General features: G+C 46.1%; 29 protein-coding genes. 9 read left to right on the top strand and 20 right to left on the bottom strand.

All coding sequences use genetic code 11. From position 1 onward, the window contains the following. Positions 1-82: 82 nt before the first annotated feature. Complete coding sequence (locus BEL04_RS19615; protein ID WP_066006662.1) at positions 83-1,339, bottom strand: pyridoxal phosphate-dependent aminotransferase; 1,257 nt, start codon at positions 1,337-1,339, stop codon at positions 83-85. A 416-nt stretch (positions 1,340-1,755) separates the two neighbouring features. Between BEL04_RS19615 and BEL04_RS24095 the strand changes: the two genes are divergently transcribed. Further along, positions 1,756-2,100: a hypothetical protein gene (locus tag BEL04_RS24095; protein WP_139113119.1), complete on the top strand. Its 345-nt coding sequence runs from the start codon at positions 1,756-1,758 to the stop codon at positions 2,098-2,100. 164 nt (positions 2,101-2,264) lie between these two features. On the opposite strand, the gene BEL04_RS19605 is transcribed toward BEL04_RS24095, so the two are convergent. Continuing rightward, positions 2,265-3,425, bottom strand: coding sequence for a metallophosphoesterase (locus BEL04_RS19605; RefSeq protein ID WP_066006658.1), 1,161 nt, complete (start codon positions 3,423-3,425; stop codon positions 2,265-2,267). 291 nt (positions 3,426-3,716) lie between these two features. Continuing rightward, positions 3,717-4,172, bottom strand: a complete 456-nt coding sequence (locus tag BEL04_RS19600) for an NUDIX domain-containing protein (RefSeq protein WP_066006656.1) — start codon at positions 4,170-4,172, stop codon at positions 3,717-3,719. A gap of 29 nt (positions 4,173-4,201) precedes the next feature. Between BEL04_RS19600 and BEL04_RS24780 the strand changes: the two genes are divergently transcribed. From BEL04_RS24780 to BEL04_RS19575, 5 genes are all read left to right on the top strand, one after another. Further along, complete coding sequence (locus tag BEL04_RS24780) at positions 4,202-4,345, top strand: DUF6728 family protein (protein ID WP_371327592.1); 144 nt, start codon at positions 4,202-4,204, stop codon at positions 4,343-4,345. Between the two features lie 54 nt (positions 4,346-4,399). Then, positions 4,400-4,780, top strand: coding sequence for a RidA family protein (locus BEL04_RS19595; protein WP_066006654.1), 381 nt, complete (start codon positions 4,400-4,402; stop codon positions 4,778-4,780). Positions 4,781-4,876: 96 nt separating this feature from the next. Further along, positions 4,877-6,985 carry an ATP-dependent DNA helicase RecG gene (recG, locus tag BEL04_RS19590; RefSeq protein ID WP_066006653.1) on the top strand — a complete coding sequence of 703 codons (2,109 nt, stop codon included), beginning with the start codon at positions 4,877-4,879 and terminating at the stop codon, positions 6,983-6,985. 321 nt (positions 6,986-7,306) lie between these two features. After that, positions 7,307-8,692, top strand: a complete 1,386-nt coding sequence (locus BEL04_RS19580; RefSeq protein WP_066006649.1) for a M20/M25/M40 family metallo-hydrolase — start codon at positions 7,307-7,309, stop codon at positions 8,690-8,692. A 58-nt stretch (positions 8,693-8,750) separates the two neighbouring features. Next, a complete protein-coding gene (locus tag BEL04_RS19575; RefSeq protein WP_066006647.1) occupies positions 8,751-10,052 on the top strand; it encodes an MFS transporter in 1,302 nt (433 codons plus the stop codon). A gap of 3 nt (positions 10,053-10,055) precedes the next feature. Here the strand turns inward: BEL04_RS19575 and BEL04_RS19570 are convergent, their stop codons facing one another. The 12 genes from BEL04_RS19570 to BEL04_RS19515 all read right to left on the bottom strand — a co-directional run bounded on the left by BEL04_RS19570 (position 10,056) and on the right by BEL04_RS19515 (position 19,292). Further along, a complete protein-coding gene (locus BEL04_RS19570; RefSeq protein ID WP_066006644.1) occupies positions 10,056-10,268 on the bottom strand; it encodes a PLDc N-terminal domain-containing protein in 213 nt (70 codons plus the stop codon). Positions 10,269-10,329: 61 nt separating this feature from the next. After that, the gene (locus BEL04_RS19565) at positions 10,330-12,120 is read right to left on the bottom strand and encodes an ABC transporter ATP-binding protein (protein WP_066006642.1); all 1,791 of its coding nucleotides are present in this window, start codon (positions 12,118-12,120) and stop codon (positions 10,330-10,332) included. 75 nt (positions 12,121-12,195) lie between these two features. After that, positions 12,196-12,759, bottom strand: coding sequence for a ribosome recycling factor (gene frr, locus BEL04_RS19560; RefSeq protein WP_066006640.1), 564 nt, complete (start codon positions 12,757-12,759; stop codon positions 12,196-12,198). A 99-nt stretch (positions 12,760-12,858) separates the two neighbouring features. After that, positions 12,859-13,374 carry a lipocalin family protein gene (locus BEL04_RS19555; protein WP_083228008.1) on the bottom strand — a complete coding sequence of 172 codons (516 nt, stop codon included), beginning with the start codon at positions 13,372-13,374 and terminating at the stop codon, positions 12,859-12,861. A gap of 158 nt (positions 13,375-13,532) precedes the next feature. Continuing rightward, positions 13,533-14,237 carry a UMP kinase gene (gene pyrH, locus BEL04_RS19550; RefSeq protein WP_066006638.1) on the bottom strand — a complete coding sequence of 235 codons (705 nt, stop codon included), beginning with the start codon at positions 14,235-14,237 and terminating at the stop codon, positions 13,533-13,535. 51 nt (positions 14,238-14,288) lie between these two features. Then, on the bottom strand, positions 14,289-15,410 hold the full coding sequence (gene nagA / locus BEL04_RS19545) for an N-acetylglucosamine-6-phosphate deacetylase (protein WP_066006636.1): 1,122 nt from the start codon (positions 15,408-15,410) through the stop codon (positions 14,289-14,291). A gap of 68 nt (positions 15,411-15,478) precedes the next feature. After that, positions 15,479-16,330 carry a translation elongation factor Ts gene (gene tsf / locus BEL04_RS19540; protein ID WP_066006634.1) on the bottom strand — a complete coding sequence of 284 codons (852 nt, stop codon included), beginning with the start codon at positions 16,328-16,330 and terminating at the stop codon, positions 15,479-15,481. A 101-nt stretch (positions 16,331-16,431) separates the two neighbouring features. Continuing rightward, positions 16,432-17,265 carry a 30S ribosomal protein S2 gene (gene rpsB / locus BEL04_RS19535; protein WP_066006632.1) on the bottom strand — a complete coding sequence of 278 codons (834 nt, stop codon included), beginning with the start codon at positions 17,263-17,265 and terminating at the stop codon, positions 16,432-16,434. A gap of 21 nt (positions 17,266-17,286) precedes the next feature. Beyond that, positions 17,287-17,673, bottom strand: a complete 387-nt coding sequence (gene rpsI, locus BEL04_RS19530; protein WP_066006630.1) for a 30S ribosomal protein S9 — start codon at positions 17,671-17,673, stop codon at positions 17,287-17,289. A 12-nt stretch (positions 17,674-17,685) separates the two neighbouring features. Beyond that, positions 17,686-18,129 (bottom strand): 50S ribosomal protein L13, encoded by a 444-nt coding sequence (gene rplM / locus BEL04_RS19525; protein WP_066006628.1) that lies wholly within the window; start codon positions 18,127-18,129, stop codon positions 17,686-17,688. 250 nt (positions 18,130-18,379) lie between these two features. Further along, positions 18,380-18,550 carry a DUF1059 domain-containing protein gene (locus BEL04_RS19520; RefSeq protein ID WP_066007292.1) on the bottom strand — a complete coding sequence of 57 codons (171 nt, stop codon included), beginning with the start codon at positions 18,548-18,550 and terminating at the stop codon, positions 18,380-18,382. A 115-nt stretch (positions 18,551-18,665) separates the two neighbouring features. Beyond that, on the bottom strand, positions 18,666-19,292 hold the full coding sequence (locus BEL04_RS19515; protein ID WP_066006626.1) for a Crp/Fnr family transcriptional regulator: 627 nt from the start codon (positions 19,290-19,292) through the stop codon (positions 18,666-18,668). 349 nt (positions 19,293-19,641) lie between these two features. On the opposite strand from BEL04_RS19515, the gene BEL04_RS19510 reads away from it, so the two are divergent. Further along, positions 19,642-20,004, top strand: a complete 363-nt coding sequence (locus BEL04_RS19510; protein ID WP_066006624.1) for a PleD family two-component system response regulator — start codon at positions 19,642-19,644, stop codon at positions 20,002-20,004. Positions 20,005-20,008: 4 nt separating this feature from the next. Here BEL04_RS19510 and BEL04_RS19505 read toward each other — a convergent pair whose 3' ends face one another. The 4 genes from BEL04_RS19505 to BEL04_RS24090 form a co-directional block, all read right to left on the bottom strand. After that, positions 20,009-20,497 (bottom strand): nuclear transport factor 2 family protein, encoded by a 489-nt coding sequence (locus BEL04_RS19505; RefSeq protein WP_066006621.1) that lies wholly within the window; start codon positions 20,495-20,497, stop codon positions 20,009-20,011. A gap of 43 nt (positions 20,498-20,540) precedes the next feature. Continuing rightward, positions 20,541-21,077: a hypothetical protein gene (locus tag BEL04_RS19500; protein ID WP_066006619.1), complete on the bottom strand. Its 537-nt coding sequence runs from the start codon at positions 21,075-21,077 to the stop codon at positions 20,541-20,543. A gap of 2 nt (positions 21,078-21,079) precedes the next feature. After that, the gene (locus tag BEL04_RS19495) at positions 21,080-21,928 is read right to left on the bottom strand and encodes a DUF692 family multinuclear iron-containing protein (RefSeq protein ID WP_066006617.1); all 849 of its coding nucleotides are present in this window, start codon (positions 21,926-21,928) and stop codon (positions 21,080-21,082) included. Between the two features lie 80 nt (positions 21,929-22,008). Beyond that, positions 22,009-22,227 carry a hypothetical protein gene (locus BEL04_RS24090; protein WP_139113118.1) on the bottom strand — a complete coding sequence of 73 codons (219 nt, stop codon included), beginning with the start codon at positions 22,225-22,227 and terminating at the stop codon, positions 22,009-22,011. Between the two features lie 383 nt (positions 22,228-22,610). On the opposite strand from BEL04_RS24090, the gene BEL04_RS19485 reads away from it, so the two are divergent. Together BEL04_RS19485 and BEL04_RS19480 are read left to right on the top strand one after the other, a co-directional pair. Beyond that, entirely contained in the window at positions 22,611-24,161 is a 1,551-nt protein-coding gene (locus tag BEL04_RS19485; RefSeq protein WP_083228007.1) for a BBE domain-containing protein, read from the top strand. Between the two features lie 56 nt (positions 24,162-24,217). Beyond that, the gene (locus BEL04_RS19480) at positions 24,218-25,225 is read left to right on the top strand and encodes a YncE family protein (protein ID WP_066006613.1); all 1,008 of its coding nucleotides are present in this window, start codon (positions 24,218-24,220) and stop codon (positions 25,223-25,225) included. 55 nt (positions 25,226-25,280) lie between these two features. Here BEL04_RS19480 and BEL04_RS19475 read toward each other — a convergent pair whose 3' ends face one another. Next, positions 25,281-25,724, bottom strand: coding sequence for a DUF1569 domain-containing protein (locus tag BEL04_RS19475; RefSeq protein WP_066006611.1), 444 nt, complete (start codon positions 25,722-25,724; stop codon positions 25,281-25,283). Positions 25,725-25,808: the final 84 nt, after the last annotated feature.

Below are 25,808 nucleotides of genomic sequence, written 5' to 3'. Positions count from 1 at the left end.
TATAGAAAAGCCCTGGCGATTGCCGGGGCTTTTTGTGTTATATATCCATAGCGATGGGTTTCAAACCCATCGCTATTTCGGTTTATTTCAACTTAGTCAACGCTGCTTTCACCCTTGGTAACACAGCTTCTATATCAGCCAGCGTACTTGCACCGACCGATACGCGGAACCAGTTCAGGCTTTCTTCGGTACCGAAAGCCGAGAACGGTACCAGTGCGCAGCCTGCTTCGCGGATGAGGTAAAAATTCATATCCGTTGAGTTTTTGATCAGGTCGCCATCCGGGGTGGTCTTGCCGGTATAGTCTATTTTCACGGTAAGGTAAATGGCGCCCATCGGTTCGATGGCGTCAACAGCAAAGCCTTCGGCTTTTAACGCTTTAAAACCGGTGTATAAAGTTTGCAGGCTTTTTTGCACATTGCCTTTCAGCTTGGTTAAATAGTTGGTAACGTCGGCAGTTTGTTTTAAAAAAGCTGCCATGGCAACCTGTTCGGCTTTAGGCGACCATGCACCCATGTGGCCTACGATGGCTTTCATGTTGTTGATGATATCGGCCGGGCCAAAGCCCCAGCCTACGCGCACGCCGGTAGCGGCAAAGCATTTCGAAGCGCCGTCGATGTAAACTACAAGGTCCTTCAGCTCCGGGCGTAAGGTAACCGGGTCGAAGTGCTGGTAGCTGCCAAAGGTTAATTGCGAATAGATCTGATCGTACAACATGTACAATGGTTTTTCGCCTGCTTTGCGGGTTTTATTTTCTTCAATAACCAGGTCGCAAATCTCTTCCAGGTTTTGTTTGCTGAACATGGTACCCGTAGGGTTCAATGGTGAGCACAAAGCCAGCAGGGTAGCGCCTTTAATATGCGGGCGCAGTTCATCGGCGGTAGGCATAAAATTGTTTTCGGGTTGGGTATCAACCGAAACGCCGTTAGCTTTCAACAGGTCGCAGTAGTGGTTGTTGTTCCACGATGGTGCCGGGAAAACAACTTTATCACCCGGATCAACCAGTGCCAGGTAAGTAGCATAAATGAGCGGACGCGAGCCGCCCGAGATCAGGATCTGGTTGGCCTTATAATCGAGTTTGTAGTTAGCTTTCAGAAAGTCCGACACCGATTCGCGCAAAGCCAGCACGCCATCCGCAGGCGGATAATTGGTTTGGTTTTGGGCATACGCTTCAACAATGCCTTGCTTCAGTTCGTTGGGTATAGGGTAGATGTTCGAATCAAAATCGCCGATGGTTAAATTGGCGATGTTTTGCCCTTGTCGTTTCATTTCATTCACCTCGCCGGCGATCTTGATGATCTCAGATCCCCGCAGGTTTTGCGCTAACACAGATGCAGTCATGATATTTTGGTAATAATATGGAGAGCAAATATACGGGAATTATTGATGTTGAATGTTAACGACTTGTAAAGATGGTGTTGCGGTTGGGCGATGGTAGGATAGCATGGTAATTTTTGTATTTTAGTTGTGATACCAATTCGTAATAAATGTCAAAAAGTTCAAATAGTCTTTTAAAAGCAATGGCGGTTGTTTTTGTGATTTTTTTTGTACTTAATGCACTATACCACTGGTATAAAAAGGACAAGAATATTTCACCGGATTCAAAAGCAATCGAGTATAGGCTTTTCGACTCTACATTTTCGATAAGGTCTCCATTTATCATACCGCCCGATTCAAGTACTTCCAATACTAATAATCTTAACATTGAGAAAATTACCGCCTCAAGCTATACCAGCGAAAATATTGTATTGTCGTTTATGTCGGCAAAATTCAAACCATATGTCAGTATCGATACCGGGTACGTCAAATCGGTAAATAGTTATTTAAAAAGGAGCGACTCTTTATTTGCATTTCGATCGGTCATTACTAAAAAGGATTCCATGCTGATCGACGGCAAAAAGGCGATGAAATTTAGCGGGGAAAGGAAGTCAGAAAGGCAGGACGAGTTTAAAGATTACCTTCCACGTAATTTCGACCTTCTGGTAATCAAAAATCCGCCGTACGTATACATGGTTTATTTTGAAGACGACCTGCGAAATGACGATATAGAGCAAGTGAAGAGAAAGCTTTACAGCTCGATTAAAATAACTGAAGAGAAGTAAATTATGGCGTTCCCCTATCGGGTCAGGCTATCCGCTCATACTGCGCGAGGCATTAGCCCCGGCCTGCCCTGAACCCTCCGCTGGGCCGGTATCCGCTCCTATCCTTAACGCAAAAAGCCCGTTATCTTTTCGAGATAACGGGCTTTACCCAGATTTAATATTTGTTATTGCACCTTATGCGCTTTCAAATCGATCACAAAAGTATCAAACAGCTTAGCCGGCGCGCTCCACGATTCCTGTATGCGAGGCACGGTAAAATACTCGCCTTTTAGGGTATGGCTGGTTGCAGTTTTTTCGATAGTGATCTTTAAAAAGCCGTGCCTGTCGTCGCAGAAGTTTTCTAATACCACGTTCGGGAAGAAGGTGCTGTTCGGTACGGTTACCGGTTGGGTTTTGGTTTGTACCTGGTGCAGGTTCCAGTAGCCGCCGCCTCCTGCTACGATATAGGGCAGTTGGTTGCCATTGCTTAACGTGCGGGTAAAGCGCTGGTAGTTATGCACGTGCCCGGTTAGCACAATATCGGGGAAAATGCCTGTTGACGTAAAGGCATGATCTAAAAATGTCTGCATTTCTCCGCTCGAACCGTGGTCGTAATCAACCGAGTAAGCCGGGTAATGTAAAGCTACGATAATGGCTTTGCCAGTAGCTTTCCTTTCGGCATCGGCATTCTTCAATTCGTTGATAAACCAGGAGGTTTGCGGTTCCTTGATGGTGCCGTGTATGGTATCGTTGCAATACAAGCCGAGGAAATTGGCCATCGGGGTAACCAGCGTCCAATACACGTTGGGCTGTATCATAGTGGTGCGGGTTGAGTCGCCTGCGATAGGTAAATGCCTTGGCTTGGTATCGCAAAATACCTTAACAAATGCGCTAAGCGATGGTGCCGGGTTTTGAATAGCGGGGTTTACCGCGCCGTCGTGGTTGCCCGGGATGGCGAAGATCGGTGCGGGGTAATGGATATAAGGTTCAAAAAACTGGTCGTAATAGTCGGATTCATCGCCATAATAGTACGTTACATCGCCCAGGTGGTAAAAAAATAATGGGTTATCGCCAGGGGCCGCGCCGTGTATAAACTGCTCGTCCATTTTGTTGGCTACGATCTGCTGATCCTGCGGCACTTTAACACCGCCGGTATCGCCCACCGTATGGAACACCATTTTGTTGGGATTAGGTAATTGGCCTATAACTTTGGTAACATCCAGCCGGTATGGCGCGGGGCCGGTTGGGGCGGGCAGCGGTTCGTAAGGGTTGTTGTCGTACTGTTGCTTGGCAACAAATTGGTTGGCCTTGCTGGGTTTTTGATTGTGAAAGGAAAAGGTGGTCATAAAAAGGTTAGTTAGGCGCCTACTCTTTGATACCGTTTTCGGCTTACCGGTTGCTTATGTTAAAATATTATCATATAAGATAATTTGCCCATTTTTAGAGTTAAAGGGCTGTTTTATTATAATTGGCGCAATAAAATGCTAATGCAATATATGTATTTAAATATATATTATAATGAAAAATAAAACGAAAACAGCTGATTTTGACCGGACTATTAGCAGTTTGGCGCGAAGAGAAGATTGGTAATAACCGGATGATTTTACTTAGTGTTGTTTTTTACAGGTATTATCTGCTCATAATAATTGTAATATCTGCTTCAGCAAGTCGGCCTGGGCCGGGTTGATCTTTATTAAGGCTTCCTCATAGCCGAACCAGGCTGCGCGGTCGACCTCGGGGAAGGTTTGTATTGCACCGGATTTCGGCGGCCATTCGATGCTGAAAGTATTGCTGATAATTTGTGTATGATCGATATCGCCTTCCACGGCCCAGGCCTGCACTGTTTTACCGCTTTTTAGCTTTACTGCATTAAGGGGAATGAATTTTCCATCGATTACCAAACCGGTTTCTTCTTCAAACTCGCGCCGGGCGGCGGCCAGAGCGTCTTCGTCATCATTAAACTCGCCTTTGGGGATGCTCCAGGCGCCATTATCTTTATTTTTAAAAAACGGCCCGCCGGGGTGCACCAGGAAAAACTCGAGCGCCGGGCCCGTTTTGCGGTACAATAATATTCCGGCGCTCTGCTTTGGCATTGAAAATTTATTTTATGTAAATTTGAATTATGTACTTCTTCCGGAAAAAAGATCCAAACAGGCCAACCAGCTTTAACCTCAGGGTTATGCATGCCATTAATGCCACAGCCATCATTATGTTTTTGGCGGGCATCATCTGGAAGCTAATATACAGTTACATACTTAAAAAATAGAAGCAACGCTATGCCGCGGAGCTCCGTTTACCTCAATAAATCACAAAATATTTAATGAAAAGCATTATAAAAACCGACAAAGCACCGGCGCCGATAGGCCCGTATAACCAGGCCGTTTTAGCCGGCGATTTTTTATTCATATCGGGCCAGATACCGATCAACCCCGAAACCGGCGAGATTGTTACCGGCGATATTGAAAGCGAAACGCACCAGGTGATGCGCAACATCAAAGCTATTTTAAACGAGGCCGGGCTGGATTTGAGCCATGTAGTTAAAACTACCATTTTTTTGACAGATATGAACGAGTTTGCGAAAGTGAACGCAGTGTACGGTTCGTACCTGTCGGATAAGTTCCCGGCGCGCGAAACGGTACAGGTTTCGGTATTGCCTAAGAATGTGAATATCGAGATATCGGTAACGGCGTATAAGGGGTAAAGCCCCACCCAACCCTCCCCGGAAGGGAGGGCTTTTAATTATTTTCTATAATCAAATCAAAGTCTCCCCTTCCGGGGGGAGATTTAGAGGGGGCTAATGAACCAGCAGATATTCCAGACACCGATTGCATATTTAAAAGGCGTGGGCGCCTCGCGGGCCGATGTGCTGCAAAAGGAACTGGGGGTAAGCAACTATGCCGACCTGCTGAAGCTGTACCCGTATAAATACATCGACCGGACGCGCTTTTACAAGGTTAATCAGCTTACCGCCGAATTGCCGCATGTGCAGCTGATCGTACGGGTGCGGAGTAAGGAAGTTGTCGGTGAGAAACACACCAAGCGTTTGGTTGTACAAAGCTATGACGATACCGGCTCACTTGAATTGGTATGGTTCCAGGGTATCCGGTGGGTAGAGAAGATGATCGAGGTGGGGAAGGCTTATATTGTTTTCGGCAAGCCGGGCTTTTTTAACAATAAGGCGCAGATGGCCCATCCCGAAATGGAGCTTTACTCACCAAACGCCTTAAAAGAGAAAGGTAATCTTACCCTGCAGCCTGCCTACAGCTCGACTGAGAAGCTGAAATCCTATATGCTGGATAGTAAAGGCATCCAGAAACTGGTGGCTAATTTGCTGGAGCAAACCAGCAGGGATATTACCGAGAACATCCCACAGCATATCATCAGCCGGTTTAAGCTGATGAGCCGGCGCGAGGCGTATGTGAATATCCATTTCCCGGCTGATGCGGCTACGCTTGCCGCGGCTACCAACCGCCTGAAATTTGAAGAGCTGTTCTTTATCCAGTTTAAGATGCTGAAGAACAAGGTACAGCATAACCTGAAGTTTAAGGGCAATATTTTTAGCAAGGTTGGCGATTACTTTAACAACTTTTACAACAACAAGCTGCCTTTTGATTTGACCAATGCCCAAAAACGGGTTTTGCGGGAGATAAGGCAGGATACACAGCGCGGCATACAGATGAACCGCCTGCTGCAGGGCGATGTGGGCAGCGGCAAAACCGTTGTTGCCCTGATGAGCATGCTGCTGGCGATAGACAACGGTTTCCAGACCTGTATTATGGCGCCGACCGAGATATTGGCGACGCAACATTATGCCTCGATTGAAAGTTTGATTGACGACAGCTTTCTGGAAGTGGCCCTGCTGACCGGCTCAACTTCGGCTAAGAAAAGAAAGGTGATACATCAGAAGCTTGAAAGCGGTGAATTGAAGATACTTATCGGCACCCATGCGCTGATCGAGGATAAGGTGATCTTTAAAAACCTCGGTTTTGTGGTGATTGACGAGCAGCACCGTTTTGGCGTGGAGCAGCGCGCGCGGCTGTGGCGCAAAAACGCAGTGCCGCCGCATGTGCTGGTGATGACGGCCACACCCATACCCCGCACCCTGGCCATGACGCTTTACGGCGATCTGGATGTATCCGTAATCGACGAGTTGCCTAAAGGCCGGAAGCCCATCGAAACAATCCACTTTTACGAAGGGCACCGCCTGCGCATGTTCGGCTTTATGCGCGAGGAGATAGCCAAGGGCCGGCAAATCTATGTAGTTTATCCGCTGATCAAAGAAAGTGAAAAGCTCGACCTGAAAAACCTGCAGGATGGCGTGGAGGTGATGGCGCACGAGTTTCCGCTGCCGCAATACCGCATCAGCATCGTTCATGGTAAAATGAGCGCGGCCGATAAACAGGTGGAGATGGACCGCTTTGTGCGCGGCGAAACGCATATTATGGTGGCTACAACAGTGATCGAAGTTGGTGTGAACGTGCCCAATGCTTCGGTGATGATCATTGAAAATGCCGAGCGATTTGGCCTGTCTCAATTGCATCAGCTGCGTGGCAGGGTTGGCCGCGGAGCCGAGCAATCGTACTGTATTTTGATGAGCAGTCATAAGCTGAGCCACGATGGCAAGGTACGCCTGGAAACGATGGTGAAAACCAATAACGGGTTCGAGCTATCGGAGATCGACCTGCAGCTGCGCGGCCCGGGTAATATTGAGGGCACGCAGCAAAGCGGCGTGCTCGACCTGAAGCTGGCCAACCTGGCTACCGACCAGCAAATGCTGCTGCTGGCACGTAAATGCGTGGAAGAAATATTTGAGAAGGATCCGCAACTGGAACTGCCCGAAAACGCGATACTGAATCAACCGGCCGTGTTGCCGAATGGCGGGTTAAGCTGGGATAAGATATCGTAATGCGAGGAAAATTTCGTATATTAGGGGTTGGGTCCTGTAGTCAGGAGTCCAGAGCCCTGAGTCGAAAAGTATAATGAAAATACCCATATTTACCCATGTGTCTCCAGAATAAAATTAAGAGCCAAGCCTATAATAAATTGAAAAATACCGAAGAATACCTATGTCTTTCACCACACGTCATTGCGAGGGACGAAGCAATCTCTATGCTGTGCAGGTCCGAATTGCCGCATCGAATTGCTTATGCAGAGATTGCTTCACTACCGTTCGCAATTACGCTTTGAAAATACAAAACGAAGAATACACATAAATACCCATGTCTATATGAAAATAAAACTGACCCTTATTGCTTCTCTTTTTGTATCCGCAACGGCCTTCGCCCAAAATACCGACTCGGTAATGCTCCGTAAAATTTACGACGAAGCGTTGGTGAACGGGCAATGTTACCAAAACCTGCATTATTTGTGTAAAAATATCGGGCAGCGCCTGAGCGGTTCGGCTAACGCACAAAAGGCGGTTGAGTGGGGCAAGAAGGTGATGGAAAGCTATGGTTTTGATAAGGTGTTCTTACAACCTTGTATGGTGCCGCATTGGGTGAGGGGAGCAAAGGAACAGGGTTTTATTATCGACGGGCAGAAACGTACCCCGGTAGCTATCGCCGCGTTGGGTATGTCGGTTGCTACACCAAAGGATGGTATTACCGCCCAGGTGATCGAGCTGCATAGTTTGGATGAATTAAAAACGCTGGGTGAAGCCGCGATAAAAGGTAAGATCGTTTTTTTTAACCGCCCGTTCGACCCGCGTTTTATCGAGACCGGCAGGGCTTACGGTGCAGCCGGCGATCAGCGTTTCGCTGGTCCGGCCGCCGCGGCAAAATTTGGCGCGGTAGGCGTTATTGTCCGCTCGCTTACTGAAGCTTTGGATAATTATCCGCATACCGGTACTACGGTTTACGATAAAGATGGTAAAAAAATACCGGCAGCGGCTATCTCTACCATCGCAGCTAATCAGTTAAGCGCAACCTTGAAGAAATCGCCTAAAACAAAATTTTTCTTCAAACAAAGTTGCATGCAGTTGCCCGATGCACCATCGTTTAACGTAGTGGGCGAGCTGACCGGGACAGAAAATCCAAATAAGTTTATTGATGTAGGCGGCCACCTCGATTCGTGGGACCTGGCCGAAGGTGCGAACGATGACGGTACCGGAGTAACCGGGGCTTTGGAAGCGGTGCGCGTTTTAAAAGCGATGAACTACCGCCCGAAGAACAGCCTGCGCGTGGTGTTTTTTATGAACGAAGAGAACGGCGACCGCGGTGGCGATAAATATGCCGAGCTGGCTTTAGCAAACAAGGAAGAACATATTGCTGCTATCGAAACCGATGGCGGTGGCTTTACGCCGCGTGGTTTTGGCTTTACCGGCTTGCAGCCGGACGCTTTAACAGCCATTAACCAAACCTGGAAACATTTACTTGAACCGTATGATGCCGACAAATTGAGCGCAGGCGGTGGCGGTTCGGATATCGAACCGCTGCGCGAAAAAATGCCTTCGACGGTGCTGATCGGCTTCCGGGGCGACTCGCAACGCTACTTCGATATTCATCACACTCCGAATGATGTTTTTGAGAACGTCAACAAGCGTGAACTGGAATTAGGCGCGGCGGCGATGGCTTCGCTGATGTACCTGATCGATCAGCATGGGTTGAAATTTTAAGTTTTTTACCTTGCGTTAACATCACAATAAATACTTTTGTAAATAAACCCATACCATTTTGGCAGACGGAGAACCGGATAGTACCATAAAAAAGAAGGACCGTTACGCGGCCCTGCGTTACCCCGAGTTTCGCTGGTATTTGAGCATGCGTTTCTTTTTTACGTTTGCTTATCAAATGCAGGCCGTTATCATAGGCTATTATATTTACAAACTTACCGGGCTTAAATCGGCGCTGGGCTATATCGGCCTCACCGAGGCTGTACCTGCAATATGTATAGCGCTTTACGGTGGTTATGTAGCCGATAAATCGGAGAAAAAGCGCATGATGCTGCTGATCTTTTCGACGATGTGGCTGGCATCGCTGGTACTGTTGCTGGTTACCATGCCGCAGGCACGGCAGTACATCAGCAGCGGTACCGAACTGTTCTTTATTTATGCTATGATATTTGTTGTCGGCCTGGGGCGGGGCTTTTACGGGCCAACGGCTTTCACTATCATGGCTCGCATCATTCCGCGCGAAGAGTATCAGAACTCATCCATCTGGAACAGCAGTACCTGGCAGTTTGCTTCGGTAGTGGGGCCAATGGTTGGTGGTTTTTTGCTGGCCTGGGCCGGTGTTACGGTAACCTTTACGGTAATTTTGATCTTTATCAGCATATCGCTGGTATCTATCCTGTTTTTGAACCGGCACCCGGCCGAATATATCCCGAAAGAAAGTATTTCGGAGAGTTTAAAAGAAGGCTGGCGGTTTTATAAAAGCAGCCGGATGCTGATGGGGGCGCAGACACTCGATCTTTTCGCCGTGTTATTTGGCGGCGTTGTGGCTGTATTGCCGGTATTTGCTAAAGATATATTGCACGTTGGCGAGATTGGTTTTGGTATGATGCGTGCAGCCGACTCGGTTGGCGCGGTCATCACCATGTTTGTGCTCACCCGTTACTCACCTATGGGCAAGCCCTGGCGTAACCTGCTTATCGCAGTAACCGGTTTTGGTTTATCGATCATCTGTTTCGGCCTGTCGAACAATTTTTACTGGTCGTTATTTTTCCTGTTCACCTTAGGTGCTTTCGATAGCGTGAGCATGGTTATACGGTCGACCATTATGCAGATGCTCATCCCGGATAAAATGCGCGGCAGGGTATCGGCGGTAAACTCCATGTTCATCAACTCGTCGAACGAGATAGGCGCTTTCGAGTCGGGCATGGCGGCGCAGTACCTGGGCACTATACCATCGGTGTTGTTTGGCGGCGGCATGACGCTGCTTATCGTAACACTCACATGGCTCAATACCAAAAAGTTGGTACCGCTTAAAGTCGAAGAGATACATCAGCCTCGTGAGGTCGAGCCAGCGCAAGGTTAGATTCTATAAAAAACTCTGATTCCGTCCCCAGAAGATGTAAATCAATGATCCCAAGATAGGTGCGACAAGGATGATCAGTATCCAGAGTAACTTAGTTATCTGGTTCAGATTCGGGTTTTTCAAGATATCCAGCAGGGCATAAAGAAACAGGATGAGATAAGCCACGAAAAATATCAGGCCGAATATGCCACTGATCAGTTCTGAAATAAAATGCATAATGATAAGGTTTGATGGTTGAACAAAAAGTTGATTACCTTATAAACAGCAAAAAAACAAATTAGTTGCTGTGTAACACATTTTTTAGATCGGCATCGGCAGTTGAGTGTTTTTCGCCGATCTGCTGGCGCCACATCGCATAATACAGGCCCTTTTGCTCTAACAGGTCGACGTGTTTACCCGATTCGATAATATGGCCTTTCTCCAGAACATAGATCCTGTCGGCATGCATAATGGTCGATAAACGGTGTGCGATCAGGATAGTGATATGGTCGTCCAGTGTCGAAACATCGCGGATGGTAGCCGTGATCTCTTCTTCGGTGATCGAATCGAGCGATGAGGTTGCCTCATCAAACACCAGGATATCCGGCCTGCGCAGCAGGGCGCGGGCGATAGATAAACGTTGCTTTTCGCCGCCCGAAACTTTCACGCCGCCTTCGCCGATCACGGTATCTAACCCGTGCGGGGCGCGGGCCATCAGTGTTTGGCAGGATGCTTTTTGCAATACGTCCAGACACTCTTCATCGGTTGCGCCCGGGCGAACGAACAGCAGGTTCTCACGTATCGAACCTGAGAAAAGCTGCGTGTCCTGCGTTACAAAGCCTATTTTTTCGCGGAGCTGGTCGAGGTCGATCTCACTGCCGGGGATGCTGTTGTAAGATACCTGCCCTTGCAAAGGCTGATATAACCCCACCAAAAGTTTCACTAAAGTAGTTTTGCCGGAGCCCGAAGGGCCCACAAAAGCGATGGTTTCGCCGGTTTTTACCTCAAAGCCAATGCCGTTGAGCGCATTGCGGGTAGCGGTAAGGTGTTTAAAAGTAACATCGCTGAAGGTGAGTTTGTTTACCTTTTCGATCAATACGGGTTTTTCGGGTTTTACATCAACAGGGGTATTCAGGATACCCTCGAAATTTGCCAGCGAAACCTGCGCTTCGCGCCAGGCTTGTATCACGTTGCCCAGTTCCTGCAGCGGGTTAAACAGGAAGAAGGAGTAGAACAGGAACTTGAAGTAATTACCCGGGGTTAACGTTCCCTGAAATATCAATACCAGCAAAATAACTACCATAACACTGCGCACAAAGTTTACCGTAGTGCCTTGTACAAAGCTCATACTGCGTACAAACTTTACCTTTTTCAACTCAAGGTCGAGTATTTTGTAGGTGGTTTTGTTGAGGCGTTCTATCTCCTGCTTGGCTAAGCCTAAGCTTTTTACCAGTTCGATATTACGTAACGATTCGGTGGTCGATCCGGCCAGGGCTGTGGTTTCACCAACAATCTTTCTCTGGATGGTTTTAATGCGTTTGCTCAGGGCCGAGCTTACAAAGGCGATAACCGGTATGGCGGCAAAGTAAACCAGGGTTACTTTATAGCTTACGGATAACGAGTATACGATAACGAAGACCATACCAACAACCGACACAAAAAGCACACTGATAAACGAAGTGATGAACTTTTCGCAATCCTGTCTGACCTTCTGTAAAATGCCTAAGGTTTCGCCGCTGCGCTGATCTTCAAAAACCTGGTAAGGTAATTCAAGCGAGTGTTTTAAGCCATCGCTGTACATTTGCGCGCCGGTTTTAAGCACAATGATGTTGGTAAAATAATCCTGGAAGTTTTTAGCTATACGCGATACCATAGCAGCGCCGACAGCTAAGGCAACCAAGAGCAGCGAGCCATGGAAGCGGTAATCAAAATCGTGCACCTTGCCATCTTTCGGGATCATGTACTGATCTACGATATTCCCGGTTATCATCGGATCGAGCAGCGAGAAACCTATATTGATGGCTGCCAGTACCAATGCGAGCAGTACAACCCAGCGATATTGTTTGAGGTAGGATAAGAGTGTTTTCATATGTCGTAAGTCAAAAATAAAAAAAGGGAATGAGGTAATTACCTCACTCCCTTTAATTTGACATTCGGTTGGCTTTTAAACCGTCATGATATCTTTTTCTTTGATCTCGGCTAACTTATCTACGCGGAGGATGGCGGCATCGGTCAGTTTCTGAACTTCGCCCTCGCCGGTTTTGATCTCGTCGTCGGATACACCTTCAGATTTCAGTTTCTTGATCTTTTCGTTAGTATCCTTACGGATGTTGCGGATGGATATTTTACCATTTTCGGCCTCGGCTTTAACACGTTTAACCAGGTCGCGGCGGCGCTCTTCGGTTAGCGGTGGTACATTGATGCGGATGATGGTGCCATCGTTCTGCGGGTTAAACCCAAGGTTAGCTTCCATAATGGCGCGCTCGATGGGGGATAATAAAGATTTTTCCCAGGGTTGTATGGTTAGGGTACGCGGGTCGGGCGAGCTTATGCTGGCAACCTGTGGTAAGGGAGTAGGCGAGCCATAATAATCAACCATAATGCTATCCAGCATCGCAGGCGATGCTTTACCGGCCCTGATGGTCAAAAATTCTGCATCGGTATGTGCAATAGCCTTTTCCATGCCAACTTTGGCATCAGCTAATTGTTTTTTTATGAGTTCGCTCATCTCTGAATAGTTTTTTGGCAAAAATAATAAAATCTGTGATTTTACGAAGTTAGGCACAAGGTAGCAAAACTTAAGCCAATTAACATAAACAGCCGCTGCTTATTTGGCTGCGATGATAGGATCGGGGTGATTTTGCGAAGTGAGTTTTTCAACCGGGTAGCCCATCGCTTTACATTTGGTTACGATCTCATCATATTGCTTTTTGCTGATGAATGGTTTGCGGCTCATGATGAACAGGAACTTATAATCAGGATGACCGACTACGACGTAGGAGTAATCATCGGCCAGGTCGATCACCCAGTAATCCACTTTAATGGGCCAGATAAATTGTGCCTTCATTTGCCCGCCCGTGCCCGGGAATATTTTTGAGGTGATTGATTTGAGTTCGGGCCTATCATCTTTTTTATAAGTAGTCACTACGTTGTAGTAACCATCTTTATTTAAGGTATAGTAGGTAGTGGTTTCCCGGCTGCCTTTATCGAACATGGTGGGTATCGAATATAGCGAGTACCATTTACCAGCAAACTTATTCAGGTCGACTTTCCCGACGGTTTTGTTGGGGATGGCTCCTAATGTCGAAAAAACGATAAATGCTGCAATGCAGAGGATTTTCATAAGGTAGTTTTCCTTATGTACGCAATCTTTTAACTAAAGGTTTTGGGTGGTTTCGAATTTCGAATATTCGATTTCGGATTTATAAAAGAATAGTTGCAGTAGCACTGGCAGTTTTACTATGATACTTGTATTTATTGCCTCTGCTACTGCAAAGCCACTTATTTCACCAGCGTACCTATCGATTCGCCTTCGGCTATCTTCATAAAATTGCCGGGTTTGTTCATATCAAATACGATGATAGGCAGCTTGTTTTCCTGGCAAAGGGTAATGGCTGTCATGTCCATTACGTTCAAACCTTTGTCGTAAACCTCCTGGAAAGATATTTCTTCGTAGCGTTTTGCGTTAGGGTCTTTCTCCGGGTCGGCGGTGTAGATGCCGTCAACTCGGGTGCCTTTCAAAACTACGTCGGCTTTGATCTCGATGGCTCGCAGCGATGCGGCAGTGTCTGTCGTAAAATAAGGGTTGCCGGTTCCGGCGCCGAAGATCACGATCTTGTTGAGCTCCAGATGATGCATTGCCCTGCGGCGGATATAAGGCTCACAGATCTGCTCCATTTTGATGGCCGATTGCAGGCGGGTTTCAACACCAATGGTTTCCAATGCGTTTTGCAACGCCATGCAGTTGATCACGGTTGCCAGCATACCCATATAATCGGCCTGGGCACGGTCCATTCCCGATTTTTCGGCGCTCAGGCCGCGGAATATGTTGCCACCACCCACTACAACGGCAATTTCGATGCCTGCTTCAAAAACGTTTTTGATATCGTGTGCGTACTGCAAAACACGGTCGTTATCAATACCGTATTGTTTATCGCCCATTAATGATTCGCCGCTGAGTTTTAGAAGAATCCTTTTGTATTTCATCTGGAGAGAATGGTTTGTCAAAAATATTGAAATATAGTCAGTGTTAAAATTTTATGTCGTTTTTGTCAACTTACCTTTAAGCATGGTCGCCTGTACCTCAAATCTGTCATTAAATACGGCTAAATTGGCCAGATAGTTCTTCTCAATTCTGCCTGTTTGGTGCGCCTGGCTGATCAGTTCTGCCGGGTATAGTGTCGCCATGTTGATGGCTTCGCCCAAAGCTATGCCCGCCTTTTCAAAGCAGTTTTGTACCGCTTTCAGCATCGTCAGGCTTGAGCCGGATAACGTGCCATCGGGCATGGTGTAATGGTCGCCTTTAAAAACATGCTGGTACACCCCTTTATCGCTTTCGGCAACGGCATCGGTAATGATGAACAGTTTATCACCCAACTCGCGTTTGGCCAGTTTGATCATTGTAAAATCCACATGTATCCCGTCGGCAACAATGCTCGTGTATGGTTTATCCTCAAATATAGCAGGGATAATGCCCGGTTGCCTGTGGTGCATCTGCGGCATGGCATTGTATAAATGTGTTATTGCCTTTACGGGATTATTGATAAAGCCTTTGGCTTCGGCATAGGTAGCATCGCTGTGGCCCGATGAGAGGACGATGCCTTGCTCGTCCAGGTAATCCAGCACTTTCTGATCCTGTAATTCGGGAGCGACGGTCATGATCCTGATACAGCCGTCGGCCATCTCAACCCAGCGTTTTACCTCGGCAAGCGTAGCTTTTTTGATGAGTTCGGCAGGGTGCGCGCCACGGCGTTTGGGGTTAAGGTAAGGCCCCTCGAGGTGTAGGCCTAAAAAATTGCCCCGGCATTTATCGCGGTAAGCTAAAGCAGCGTGTATGCCCTGTTCAACTATTTGGCCGGTATTGGTAGCAATGGTAGCCAGGAAGCCGGTTGTGCCTTGTTGTAAAAGCACTTCTTCCATTTGTTGCAGCGCTTCCGCAGACGGGTCTCCGCCGAAGAACAGAGGTTTGCCGGCGCCGTAAATTTGTAAATCGATAAAACCGGGAGAGAGGTAACAGCCGTTCAGGTCTATCTTTTCGGCCTGTTCGGGTATGGCGGTTTCATCAATAACATCAGCGATGTATTCGCCCTCAACTAAAACTGCCTTGTTATTGGACACGAGTCCGCCAGAGATCAGTTTTAAGTGATGTAATGCAATCATCGGATGTCAGTTAGATTTATATATGCAAAAAAAATCCCCGCCGTTTGGCGAGGATTTTTATAATATGATTAAGCTCCTAAAGCAACCCGCTTAAAGGCGGTTACGGTAAGGCCCTTTTCAACACCGTTTAAAAATGCGGCTACGGTTTTCGATGAATCTTTCACAAATTCCTGGTTTAACAGGGTCGAGTCTTTGTAAAATTTGTTCAGTTTACCGGCAGCAATCTTTTCAACCATTTCTTCAGGTTTGCCTTCTGCACGGATCTGCTCTTTAGCGATCTCCAGTTCACGTTGTACGGTAGTTGCATCAACACCGTCTTTATCGATAGCTACGGGGTTCATGGCAGCGATTTGCATCGATACGTCTTTACCAGCTTCATCAGCACCGTCAGCGTTAGCGCTTAAAGCAACCAATACACCTAAACGGAAATTACCGTGGATGTAAGCAACAACTTTAGCACCTTCAACAACTTCTAATTTAGATACGCCGATCTTCTCGCCGATCTTGCCTGTTTTTTCGATTACAGCGTCGCCGATTTTGATGCGGGCTACATCGCCGTCGATCTCCAGGTTATACAATTCTTCAACAGTTTTAACACCGCCTTCGATGGCAGCGTTAGCAATAGCGTTACCGAAAGCGATAAACTCAGCGTTTTTAGCCACAAAGTCGGTTTCGCAGTTCAGTTCGATGATCACGCCGGTTTTACCATCAGCCGATGCGCGCGCAATAACAACGCCTTCGTTGCTTTCGCGGTCCTGGCGGCTGGCAGCTACTTTAGCGCCTTTTTTTCTTAAATAATCGATAGCTGCTTCAAAATCACCGTTAGTTTCGGTTAAAGCTTTTTTGCAATCCATCATACCGGCGCCGGTTTGCTGGCGCAGTTTGTTTACGTCTGCTGCAGAAATTTGTACTGTAGACATTTTATGTTCCTTGTTTTAAAAACCCCCAAACCCCCTAAAGGGGGCTTGAGAATTTGTATATTTAAAAATCGATTTAAGTCCCCTTTAGGGGATTTAGGGGGTTACTCTTCGGTTTTCTCAGCCTCGGCTGTTACTTTCCTTGCTCTTTTGCCAGCTTCGTCTTTACCGGCAGCGGCAGGAGCTTCAGCGTTATCGGCTTTAGCTTTTGCGGCAACTGCTTCTTTCTCGGCTTCGTCTTCTTTCTCGCGTTTGCGCTCGTCTAAACCTTCCTCGATAGCTTTGATGATGATGCTGGTGATCAACGAAATTGATTTGGTGGCGTCATCGTTAGCCGGGATAGGGAAGTCGATGTTCGACGGGTCAGAGTTGGTATCAACCATTGCAAAGGTCGGGATGTTTAATTTCATCGCCTCGGCAACAGCAATATGCTCTTTCTTAACGTCGATCAAAAACAAGGCTGCAGGCAAGCGGTTCAGATCGGCAATACCACCTAATAAAGTTTCTAATTTGATACGCTCACGTTGTATCATTAAACGTTCTTTTTTAGATAGGTTACCGTAAGTACCGTCTTTAGTCAATTTATCGATGTTCGACATCTTTTTGATCGACTTGCGTACTGTAGCAAAGTTGGTTAACATACCACCTAACCAGCGCTCGGTTACGTAAGGCATGTTCACGCTTTTTGCATAATCGGCTACGATGTCTTTTGCTTGCTTTTTGGTAGCTACAAATAACACTTTACGGCCCGATTTTACTATTTGTTTGATAGCAGAAGCGGCTTCTTCTGTTTTTGTTAATGTTTTATTTAAATCGATAATGTGGATGCCATTGCGCTCCATGAAAATGTACTGAGCCATTTTCGGATCCCATTTGCGGGTAAGGTGACCAAAGTGTACACCTGCATCCAATAAATCCTGATATGTTGTTCTTGCCATTGTAATGTTCTCCTTTGCTGATTAACGTTTGCTGAATTGGAATCTCTTGCGGGCTTTGCGGCGACCTGGTTTTTTACGCTCAACCATACGGTCGTCGCGGGTCATGATACCTTTAGCTCTCAAGGCTGGTTTTTTCTCAGCATCAAGTTCAACAATTGCTTTAGCGATAGCTAAACGAACGGCTTCTGCCTGTCCTTTAATACCGCCGCCCGCTACGTTTGCTTTTACGTCGAATTTTCCGGACGAGCCCGAAACTTCAACAGATTGTGTAGCGATGTATTGCAATGGCAATGTTGGGAAATACTCTTTGTAATCTTTACCGTTAACGGTAAGCTGGCCGCTGCCTTCGCTTAAATAAATGCGGGCAACTGCTGTTTTTCTTCTTCCTGAAGTGTTTGTAGTTGACATTTCTCTTACGGATTAAAGTTTAATGGTTTTTGGTGATTGGGCCTCATGCGGGTGCGATGCGCCTGCGTAAACGTGCAGGTTGCCATAGATTGCTTTGCCCAAACGATTTTTAGGTAACATACCACGAACGGCTTTTTCAATTACGCGCTCCGGATGCTTTGCCATTAACTCCTTAGGAGAAATGAAACGCTGACCACCTGGGTAACCAGTGTACGAAACATATTCTTTTTCTTCGAATTTGTTTCCGGTCAGTTTTACCTTGTCTGCATTGATAACAATTACGTTATCACCGCAGTCTACGTTCGGGGTGAAACCTGGCTTGTGTTTTCCTCTGATGATCATAGCGATCTTAGAAGACAAGCGCCCCAAAATCTCGCCTTCAGCGTCAACAACAACCCATTCCTTGTTAACGGTTTTTTTATTGGCAGAGACAGTTTTGTAACTTAACGTATTCACTTGCTTAAATTTAAATGATATAACTTGTTTTAACTACCCCGAAATTCGGGACTGCAAAGATAGGTAAAAAACCTTCACTGTCAAATGGTTTTTGACGATTTGTGTTTCAGCGCATTAGCGGGCCGAAATGTTGTGCGCAGATGTGCATTTGGAAAGCCATCTGGAAGATGGTCAATCAGACGATTATACTCTTGGCGTGTAAAAACGCGAAGGGTATATACCCTTCGCCTTACTGACAATTGTACCGGGATCAATTTTCCCTGATCAGTGTTTTGATCTGCTCAGCCATTTCGGGTGTAACGTTAGTACCGTGTACGGTGCGGGCATGTTCAGCAGCTTGTGCTAAAACTTCCTCGGTGGTCTCGGCAGTTACAACCGCCTTACAGTCGAAGCCGGCATCGGCGCAATTCAATGTCTTCATAATTTTTGCTGTTTTTAATTTATTATTTGATGACAGCAAAATTATAAGCTACTAAGAATCAGAACGGTATCAAAAGATACACACGCAAAAATATTTTTTCGGGATACCTGTCCTGTCACAAAACTTCAATCATACCGCGATACAGCTTTATTTTTTTCCTCCGCTCGTAGTCTTTCAATATGCGCGATACAACCACCCTGGTGGTACCCAGTTCGTATGCCAGCTGCTGGTGGGATAAGGCGATTTGCGGGTTGCCGTCTTTTTGAGCTTTATTCCTGAGGTAATCCAGCACGCGTACATTTATCGGCTCGAAAACGATGGCCTCAAACGAGCCGACCATCTCATCATACCGCCGGCGAAACATATTCATCACATACCGGTTCCACGAAGGATATTTTAACTGCCATTGATCGATCAGGCTTGCCGGAAAGATCAATACCTCGGTAGGTTCGGTAACCACACCATGCGATGTGCTTTTGTTATTAAAGTATGCTGCCGCCAGGCTCATGGTGCAGGTTTCCTCGGCCCGTACATAATATAATAATATCTCCCGGTCTTCTTTTTGCTGATAAACCCTGATAGCGCCTTTTAATACAATAGGCAAAAATTTTACATATTGCCCGTTCTTCACAATAACATCACCTTTTTTAAACGTTGCGAGTTGCCCATGTTTTAGCAATTCCTGTTTAAACTCCAGCTCTGTAAAAAATGGTATGTATTTAAAATAGCTATCGCTTTCCATAGTGTAAGTGGCTGAATACTAAAATACAATTTTATTCGATAATAATAGCTTTCTGATATTACCGTTGTCCTCGCTAAATATCAATGCCTATCCGCAGCAAAAAAATCCGGGTACATAGGTCTTTATCGGTATTCTTCAAGATGATTTCGGCACTATTTTATCAAATTTCCAAATGATTCGCCCAGCCATTGCGCGCGTTTAACCTTAAATATACGAATTTCACCAGTTAAACGCATAATCAGTGCTAACCACCCACCGCTAACCACTCACCATAAAATTGTTTTATTAAAAGAATTTTTTAACTTGCACAACTGTTCCCTGGTTAGTGCATTAAACCCGCCTGAAATAAATGACCCGTAAAAAGATATTAGTTGTAGAGGATGATGAATTTGTGGTTGAGGCTATGACCATGATTTTAGAAGAGCAGGGGTTTGAGGTAGCCAGCTCAACCAACGGCGAAATATTTAACCAGGATGGTTTTGTACACCCCGACCTTATCCTGCTGGATATCCGTTTATCAGGCCGCGACCGCCGCGATATCTGTAAATGGATAAAAGATCATCCCGGTATGAAACACATCCCCGTCATCCTCATTTCGGGTAACCGCGATATTCACAAGATACATAAAGAATGCGGTGCCGACGATTATATAGTTAAGCCCTTTGACCTGAACGAACTGCTCAGCAAAGTAAACCTGTTCACCGGTTGCTGAGCAGTCAGTGCTTAATCGACCAGTGCGCGTCGCGCAGTTGCCAGCCTTTATCAGTCTTTTGCGCTACCCCGGTAAAGTAACCGCCATAGCCAGTCAATTTTCCCTTGTTATCAGTTAAATCTTCATGAAAGCCGGCGGCTATTACCGCTATATCCGGACTAAGGGGATCCACACGAATATTGTTCCATTGCAGGTCGATCCTGCTTATGGTTTTAACCAGGGTACCGGTAATAAATTGTTCAGCAGCCAGCCTGTCGCGAAAAACTAACTGTCCATCGCTCGCCATAAAAAAACCTGGCGAATCGCCAAAGTACTTTAACCATGCCATGGGCCCGTTTTTAGTGATCCCGGTAGCGATCGAATCGGCAAATTGTTGCACTTCGGTTCTGACTTTGGCTTGCTGCTCAGCAACAAGAGTCTGGTTGGCCGAATTGCAGGATACCATCAGGCACGCGCATAATAACCCTAAGAAACCCAAAATGCTGTTTTTCATATACTAAAGTATCAAATCCAAAGCAGCTATTCAAATCGCCCGATTATATGCCTAACCTTTTAACGCTAAAAACTTTGTCTTTAAACCGTGATGAAACGGTAACCAGATAACGCCCCTCGCGCAGCTCTAACGCTGCATGGTAATTATTCTGCATTAAATGATCTATAAATTCATAAGGGTCTACAGGCCAGATTTTTTTGTAATGCACAGCGTCGCCTAACCTTTGCTTAATTAAATTGAGCTCTAATTCGGCCAGGATAGTTGTCATCCGGTCATGTTTTGTTCTAACGAGGTAATTCAAAAACTGAAACCCGACCTCATTCCTGAAAGCGGAATATTTTTCTGTTTTTAAAAAATCATGGATATGGGCGCCCAGCATATTTGTCGCCCGCAGATAATTCCCCGTTAAAACGCTAAACTCTTCAATTTGTATCATGCGCCACCATTGGGCTATTTTTTTTACCAGCTGCAGATTGTCCGATCGGGATACCCTGGTAAAATAATCATCGAGCCCTTTGTCGCTTTCGGGGCGCGATTTGATCAGGCGACAAAGCCCTGTTTGAATTTCTGAAAGTGTCATTTTTAGTTGAATAGGGTATCCAAAAGCTTTAAATGCGCTATTATTTTTGTTGTGCCAACCTGGGGTATAAATTCTTCCAGTATTTCAAAGGTGATGTTTTGCAGATTTTTGGGTTGCTTGCGGGTTATGGTTTGCGCTAAAGCTATGGTCGAGCCGGCCGTCAGGTGCGCGTGTATATCCATCTGGAAATCGTATTCCGTATCATAAAGGCCGCCTGCAAGGTGCAGCTCATGCACCGGGTCTAAATCAAGCTCGTCGAAAAAACCGTCCAGGTTTAACCCGAAGTTCTTTTCGTCGCATTGCAGGTTGTAAACATCGAGTATGAGGCCGCAGCCCGTTAAATGAGTTATCTTGTTTAAGAACTGCGCTTCGTTATATTGTTCATCGGGGTTTGGCAACATGCTGATCACGTTCTCCATCAGAAAAGGAACTTTAAATTTGCTTTGTATTGCGTCGATCCGCCTGCAAACCATGGTGATTACCTCGTCGGTATGCGGTAAGGTGAGCATGGTGCCCAGGTTCTCGCCATTAACCATCGTATAGGCCAAATGCTCGCTATGCCATTTAACGGCTAAGTTGCTAAACAGCTCACTTAAAATGTTAATGTAATCTTTCGAATAGCCATCGTACGAACCTATTGATAGCCCAACACCATGAAGCAGCAGGTCAGCATCACTATTTTCCTGCATCCATAGCAGGTGTTGCAATGATGATTCGTTAATCGTTACCCTGCCCTGGTTATAAGCCGAAATAGAATCAGGCGAAACCTCAATATGCTTAACGTAAGGTATTATCTCTTGTAAATAGTCAAAGTCTTTACCCTCGTAAGTTGTTCCAATGGCATATTTCATATTTTGATACTTTGAAACGCAACAGTAAAAAATGCTTTTTCACTGTTGCGTTTGCTTTAAAGCAGTGTGTTTTCTTACTATCAACCGGGCTCCACAGCCTTTATCGATTTAATTTCTACCGGCAATGCTTTTTGGAAAGCGGCAATTTCCGGATCAACAATTTCGCCTATAAACGAAATGCCATGGCCATTTAACCCGCAAGCTGTACAGCCATACCTGTTTAAGATCCTGTCTAAAGCATGGATCAGATCTGTCCTGGTAACGTCTTTTTTAAAAGTTACCTTAATCGAATTACCCATTTTAATTTTGTTTTACGCCTACTCTTTGATCGGATTTTCGGCTTATTCCGTAACATTTATAAGTATTGTCATAAATGGGGAATTGGAAGGTTATAATGATATAAAGTTCAGGATATATTATTTGTTAAAATACCCGTGTTTTAACGGTGTTTATGTGGTGTTTTAACGGTAAATAATATATAGTTCAATGTATTTTCATGGCAGGCTGTAATCCGCGCAAATACGAGCTATAAAGTGATTTTAACTTACGGATTGATTTCCTGTCGCCTTAAAGTATATAAATAAACATTTATTTTAATTTTTAGGTTATCTGTTTTTTGTACAGATATATTACACCTGTTTTATATTATTAGTGATATCTTTATAATAAATATAAACCTGTCATGCGCCAGCAATCAATCCCAATCCCGGCCGGATACATTAAAATAGATTCGTCTACTGCCGACAACCGCTTCCCCAGTTTTTTACAGGGTTTTAACCGACGTTGGTTTGCCGGCAACTGCCAAACCATTTATTTATGTTATACAGCAACCGGTACGGCGCTGGCTTTAGATGATGCCATCGCCCTGTATGGCACCAATGTTAAAATTAAGAGTGGTGGCCATTGTTATGAGAATTTTGTTTTTAATGAAGGTACCGGCGCGATCATCGACGTTACGCCCATGGGTAGTTACGGCTACGATGATGAAAGAGGATATTACCTCGAGTCTGGTGGTACCAACTGGACCGCCTTCCAGGCCCTCTTTCGCGATTACGGTAAAGTGCTGCCTGCCGGCTCTTGCTATTCGGTTGGCTTAGGTGGCCATATTTGTGGCGGGGGCTATGGTTTGCTATCGCGTTTAAATGGATTAACTGTCGATTGGCTTACCGGTGTTGAAGTTGTGGTTAAGGACAATGCCAATAACAGCGCATATCCTATTTATGTCGCTGCCGATTCTGCCGACCCCGATCAGCTCGATTTATATTGGGCGCATTGTGGAGGCGGGGGCGGAAACTTTGGCGTGATCACCAAATACTATTTCAAAACCCTGCCCGATGCCCCGCAAACTGCTTTTATAACTGCGGTGGCTTTTTCGTGGGGGCCGCAGCTTACCGAAGAGGTGCTCGGTGAGTTGCTGGCATGGTATGCAGATTTTGCACAGCAAACAGATAACTGGCGCCAATTTGGCCTGTTTGCATTGAACCATGTGGCCGCCGGCGAAATGCACCTAACCATCCAAACCATTGTCGACGCCGGTGAAGACCCGGACGAGATAGTCAGAACCTATATCGACCCGGTTTTAGCTGCTTTAAATAATATCTACCCGGTTAGCCGGATGACCAAAGCCGGGCTCGCACACCAGGGGCACCTGTTTCAAAATGCAGCTGATACGCTTGATTATACTTTTTACGAAGCCGTGCAACTGCTTAACGGTTCAGGCTCTAATCAGCGGGGCAAATATAAATCGGCGTATATGCGTAAACCTTTCCCCGCCGACCAGGTTTCGGCAATTTACAGCTGGCTCAATTATATACCTCCCGGCCTTACTGAAGCCGATATGGCGCAGAGCCTGTTACAAGTTGATACTTACGGAGGTGCGGTAAACCTCATCGCGCCCGATGCTACCGCCGTGCCGCAACGCTCATCCATACTCAAGCTGCAATATCAAACCTATTGGGGCACTGCCGATCAGGATCAGGGGCACCTGGATTGGATCCGTGGTTTCTATACCGATGTTTATCAATACTCGGGCGGCGTACCCGACCCGAACCAGGACCCTACCGATAATGTGGACGGCTGTTATTATAATTATCCTGATATTGACCTGAACGGCCCGACTAACAATAAAGAGATAGCCCTGCAATTATACTTTGGTAATAACCTCCCAAGGCTGCAATACACCAAGCAGCGATGGGACCCGAATAACTATTTCAACAGCGCACAATCCATCTGATCTTCTACAGATTTTGTACAGAATTATTCAGTAGAATAGCATAAAAAAATCTAAATATGAACTCAATAAAAAAAATCGCGGTCTTAGGCTTGCTGTTAGGTACGAGCCTGGTGGCTTTTTCACAGAAAACGGGTTTCCATATCCTGAAGAAACATAAAATAGCCAGCTCAGGCGGTTGGGATTATATCACCGTTGATGGTGCCGATAAACGTATCTATGTATCGCACGGTAACCAGGTAAACGTTTTAAATGAAGCCACCGGCGATTCGGTAGGCTATGTGCCCAATACCCCCGGTGTACACGGCATAGCCCTGGTAAAAGCCTTAGGCAAAGGTTACATCAGCGCCGGCCGTGCCAATGCTATCGTGGTGTTCGATCTGAAAACTCTAAAAGTACTGAACCAGGTTACTGTAGGCACCGGCCCCGATGCGATCTTTTACGACGATTTTTCCAAGAAGATCATCACCTGTAATGCGCGCAGTAAGGATGCTACCGTGTTCGATCCGTTTACCGAGAAGGTCGTGGCCACGGTACCGCTGGGCGATAAACCCGAAACAGCAGTATCCGACGGTAAAGGCAAAATATTTGTGAACGGCGAAACCACCAGCACCATGATCGTTTTTGATGCGACGACTTATAAAGAGCTCGCCCGGTACAAAATTGATGGCGGCGAGTCGCCAAGCGGCCTGGATATCGACCGTAAAACCAACCGTTTGTTTATTGCCTGCGGCGATACCAAAACCATGGTGATTATGGATGCTGCAAATGGCAAAACCGTTGCCAAATTCCCGATAGGCGACCCTGACGGACTGGTGTTCGACCCGGCATTAAAGATAGCTTATGCCTCAAATGGCGAAGGTAATATCAGCGCCGTAAGAGAATTAAGCGCAGATAAGTTTGAATTTATTGAAAACATCCCTACCGAGCCAAGCGCCCGCACCATTGGCATCGACCTGGCAACGCACCACCTGTTCTTACCAGCCGCCGAAACACAGCCTAACCCTGCCGGCGGCCGCCCAAAACAAGTACCCGGCACATTCCATGTAATCGAGGTAGGAAAATAAGTTATTTAACTGACACATTTATATAAAAAGGCCCTGCATTGCGGAGCCTTTTTTGTTAACAACCAAACTGCCGTAAATGGTGGTCGGCATGTTTATAGGCCAGCTGGCTTATTTGCTCCCTGCTCATCTTACCAAAAAAAGGGTGCATAAAAGTGGCGGGTGCTTTTTCAGGATAGCTTTGAATGAGCGTGATCCAGGTAGCTTTATCGGCTTCTATGTTGCCGTCGCCGGTTATTTTGAACCCGGGTGCGGTAGGCGAGTTGCGGCGAAGCGGTGCATCGTCCTTCAAAACGGCTTTTAATACCAGTTTGCCGAACAGGCGGCTGATCGGGATCCTCGGGAGGGGTGTATTATTTAAGATAGATTGATCCCAAAGCCGGCAATGCTTTACCATTTGGTCAACATTCATTTTGCCCCATTGCGCAATGCAGCTGGCATTGAGATGGTTTATCCGGTCAATTACTTGCTGCCGTGTAGCTTCGTCGAGTATGGTTTTCATATCCCAGTGTTTTTAAACCAAAAATAAGATATCATGAATAACAGGCGTATACCTGTTTCTGACAAATTAAGGGGGTAAACACGA

This window comes from Mucilaginibacter sp. PPCGB 2223 (genome assembly GCF_001705515.1).
Lineage (GTDB): Bacteria > Bacteroidota > Bacteroidia > Sphingobacteriales > Sphingobacteriaceae > Mucilaginibacter.
Note: the sequence above shows the minus strand (reverse complement) of the source record. Positions and strands in the feature narration are given on the sequence as shown.

What these genes read in the sequence shown, in the direction of transcription:
- BEL04_RS19520 (WP_066007292.1), bottom strand. Translation starts at nt 18,550, where the DNA reads ATGAAGACATTGAATTGCGCCGATGCCGGCTTCGACTGTAAGGCGGTT.
- pyrH (WP_066006638.1), bottom strand. Translation starts at nt 14,237, where the DNA reads ATGAAATACAAAAGGATTCTTCTAAAACTCAGCGGCGAATCATTAATG.
- BEL04_RS19600 (WP_066006656.1), bottom strand. Translation starts at nt 4,172, where the DNA reads ATGCCAAAGCAGAGCGCCGGAATATTATTGTACCGCAAAACGGGCCCG.
- BEL04_RS19480 (WP_066006613.1), top strand. Translation starts at nt 24,218, where the DNA reads ATGAACTCAATAAAAAAAATCGCGGTCTTAGGCTTGCTGTTAGGTACG.
- BEL04_RS19565 (WP_066006642.1), bottom strand. Translation starts at nt 12,120, where the DNA reads ATGAAAACACTCTTATCCTACCTCAAACAATATCGCTGGGTTGTACTG.
- BEL04_RS19555 (WP_083228008.1), bottom strand. Translation starts at nt 13,374, where the DNA reads ATGAAAATCCTCTGCATTGCAGCATTTATCGTTTTTTCGACATTAGGA.
- BEL04_RS19495 (WP_066006617.1), bottom strand. Translation starts at nt 21,928, where the DNA reads ATGAAATATGCCATTGGAACAACTTACGAGGGTAAAGACTTTGACTAT.
- BEL04_RS24090 (WP_139113118.1), bottom strand. Translation starts at nt 22,227, where the DNA reads ATGGGTAATTCGATTAAGGTAACTTTTAAAAAAGACGTTACCAGGACA.
- BEL04_RS19615 (WP_066006662.1), bottom strand. Translation starts at nt 1,339, where the DNA reads ATGACTGCATCTGTGTTAGCGCAAAACCTGCGGGGATCTGAGATCATC.
- rpsI (WP_066006630.1), bottom strand. Translation starts at nt 17,673, where the DNA reads ATGTCAACTACAAACACTTCAGGAAGAAGAAAAACAGCAGTTGCCCGC.
- BEL04_RS19500 (WP_066006619.1), bottom strand. Translation starts at nt 21,077, where the DNA reads ATGACACTTTCAGAAATTCAAACAGGGCTTTGTCGCCTGATCAAATCG.
- BEL04_RS19580 (WP_066006649.1), top strand. Translation starts at nt 7,307, where the DNA reads ATGAAAATAAAACTGACCCTTATTGCTTCTCTTTTTGTATCCGCAACG.
- BEL04_RS24780 (WP_371327592.1), top strand. Translation starts at nt 4,202, where the DNA reads ATGTACTTCTTCCGGAAAAAAGATCCAAACAGGCCAACCAGCTTTAAC.
- nagA (WP_066006636.1), bottom strand. Translation starts at nt 15,410, where the DNA reads ATGATTGCATTACATCACTTAAAACTGATCTCTGGCGGACTCGTGTCC.
- BEL04_RS19485 (WP_083228007.1), top strand. Translation starts at nt 22,611, where the DNA reads ATGCGCCAGCAATCAATCCCAATCCCGGCCGGATACATTAAAATAGAT.
- BEL04_RS19595 (WP_066006654.1), top strand. Translation starts at nt 4,400, where the DNA reads ATGAAAAGCATTATAAAAACCGACAAAGCACCGGCGCCGATAGGCCCG.
- recG (WP_066006653.1), top strand. Translation starts at nt 4,877, where the DNA reads ATGAACCAGCAGATATTCCAGACACCGATTGCATATTTAAAAGGCGTG.
- BEL04_RS19510 (WP_066006624.1), top strand. Translation starts at nt 19,642, where the DNA reads ATGACCCGTAAAAAGATATTAGTTGTAGAGGATGATGAATTTGTGGTT.
- BEL04_RS19505 (WP_066006621.1), bottom strand. Translation starts at nt 20,497, where the DNA reads ATGAAAAACAGCATTTTGGGTTTCTTAGGGTTATTATGCGCGTGCCTG.
- rpsB (WP_066006632.1), bottom strand. Translation starts at nt 17,265, where the DNA reads ATGGCAAGAACAACATATCAGGATTTATTGGATGCAGGTGTACACTTT.
- BEL04_RS19515 (WP_066006626.1), bottom strand. Translation starts at nt 19,292, where the DNA reads ATGGAAAGCGATAGCTATTTTAAATACATACCATTTTTTACAGAGCTG.
- frr (WP_066006640.1), bottom strand. Translation starts at nt 12,759, where the DNA reads ATGAGCGAACTCATAAAAAAACAATTAGCTGATGCCAAAGTTGGCATG.
- BEL04_RS24095 (WP_139113119.1), top strand. Translation starts at nt 1,756, where the DNA reads ATGTCGGCAAAATTCAAACCATATGTCAGTATCGATACCGGGTACGTC.
- tsf (WP_066006634.1), bottom strand. Translation starts at nt 16,330, where the DNA reads ATGTCTACAGTACAAATTTCTGCAGCAGACGTAAACAAACTGCGCCAG.
- BEL04_RS19570 (WP_066006644.1), bottom strand. Translation starts at nt 10,268, where the DNA reads ATGCATTTTATTTCAGAACTGATCAGTGGCATATTCGGCCTGATATTT.
- BEL04_RS19475 (WP_066006611.1), bottom strand. Translation starts at nt 25,724, where the DNA reads ATGAAAACCATACTCGACGAAGCTACACGGCAGCAAGTAATTGACCGG.
- BEL04_RS19605 (WP_066006658.1), bottom strand. Translation starts at nt 3,425, where the DNA reads ATGACCACCTTTTCCTTTCACAATCAAAAACCCAGCAAGGCCAACCAA.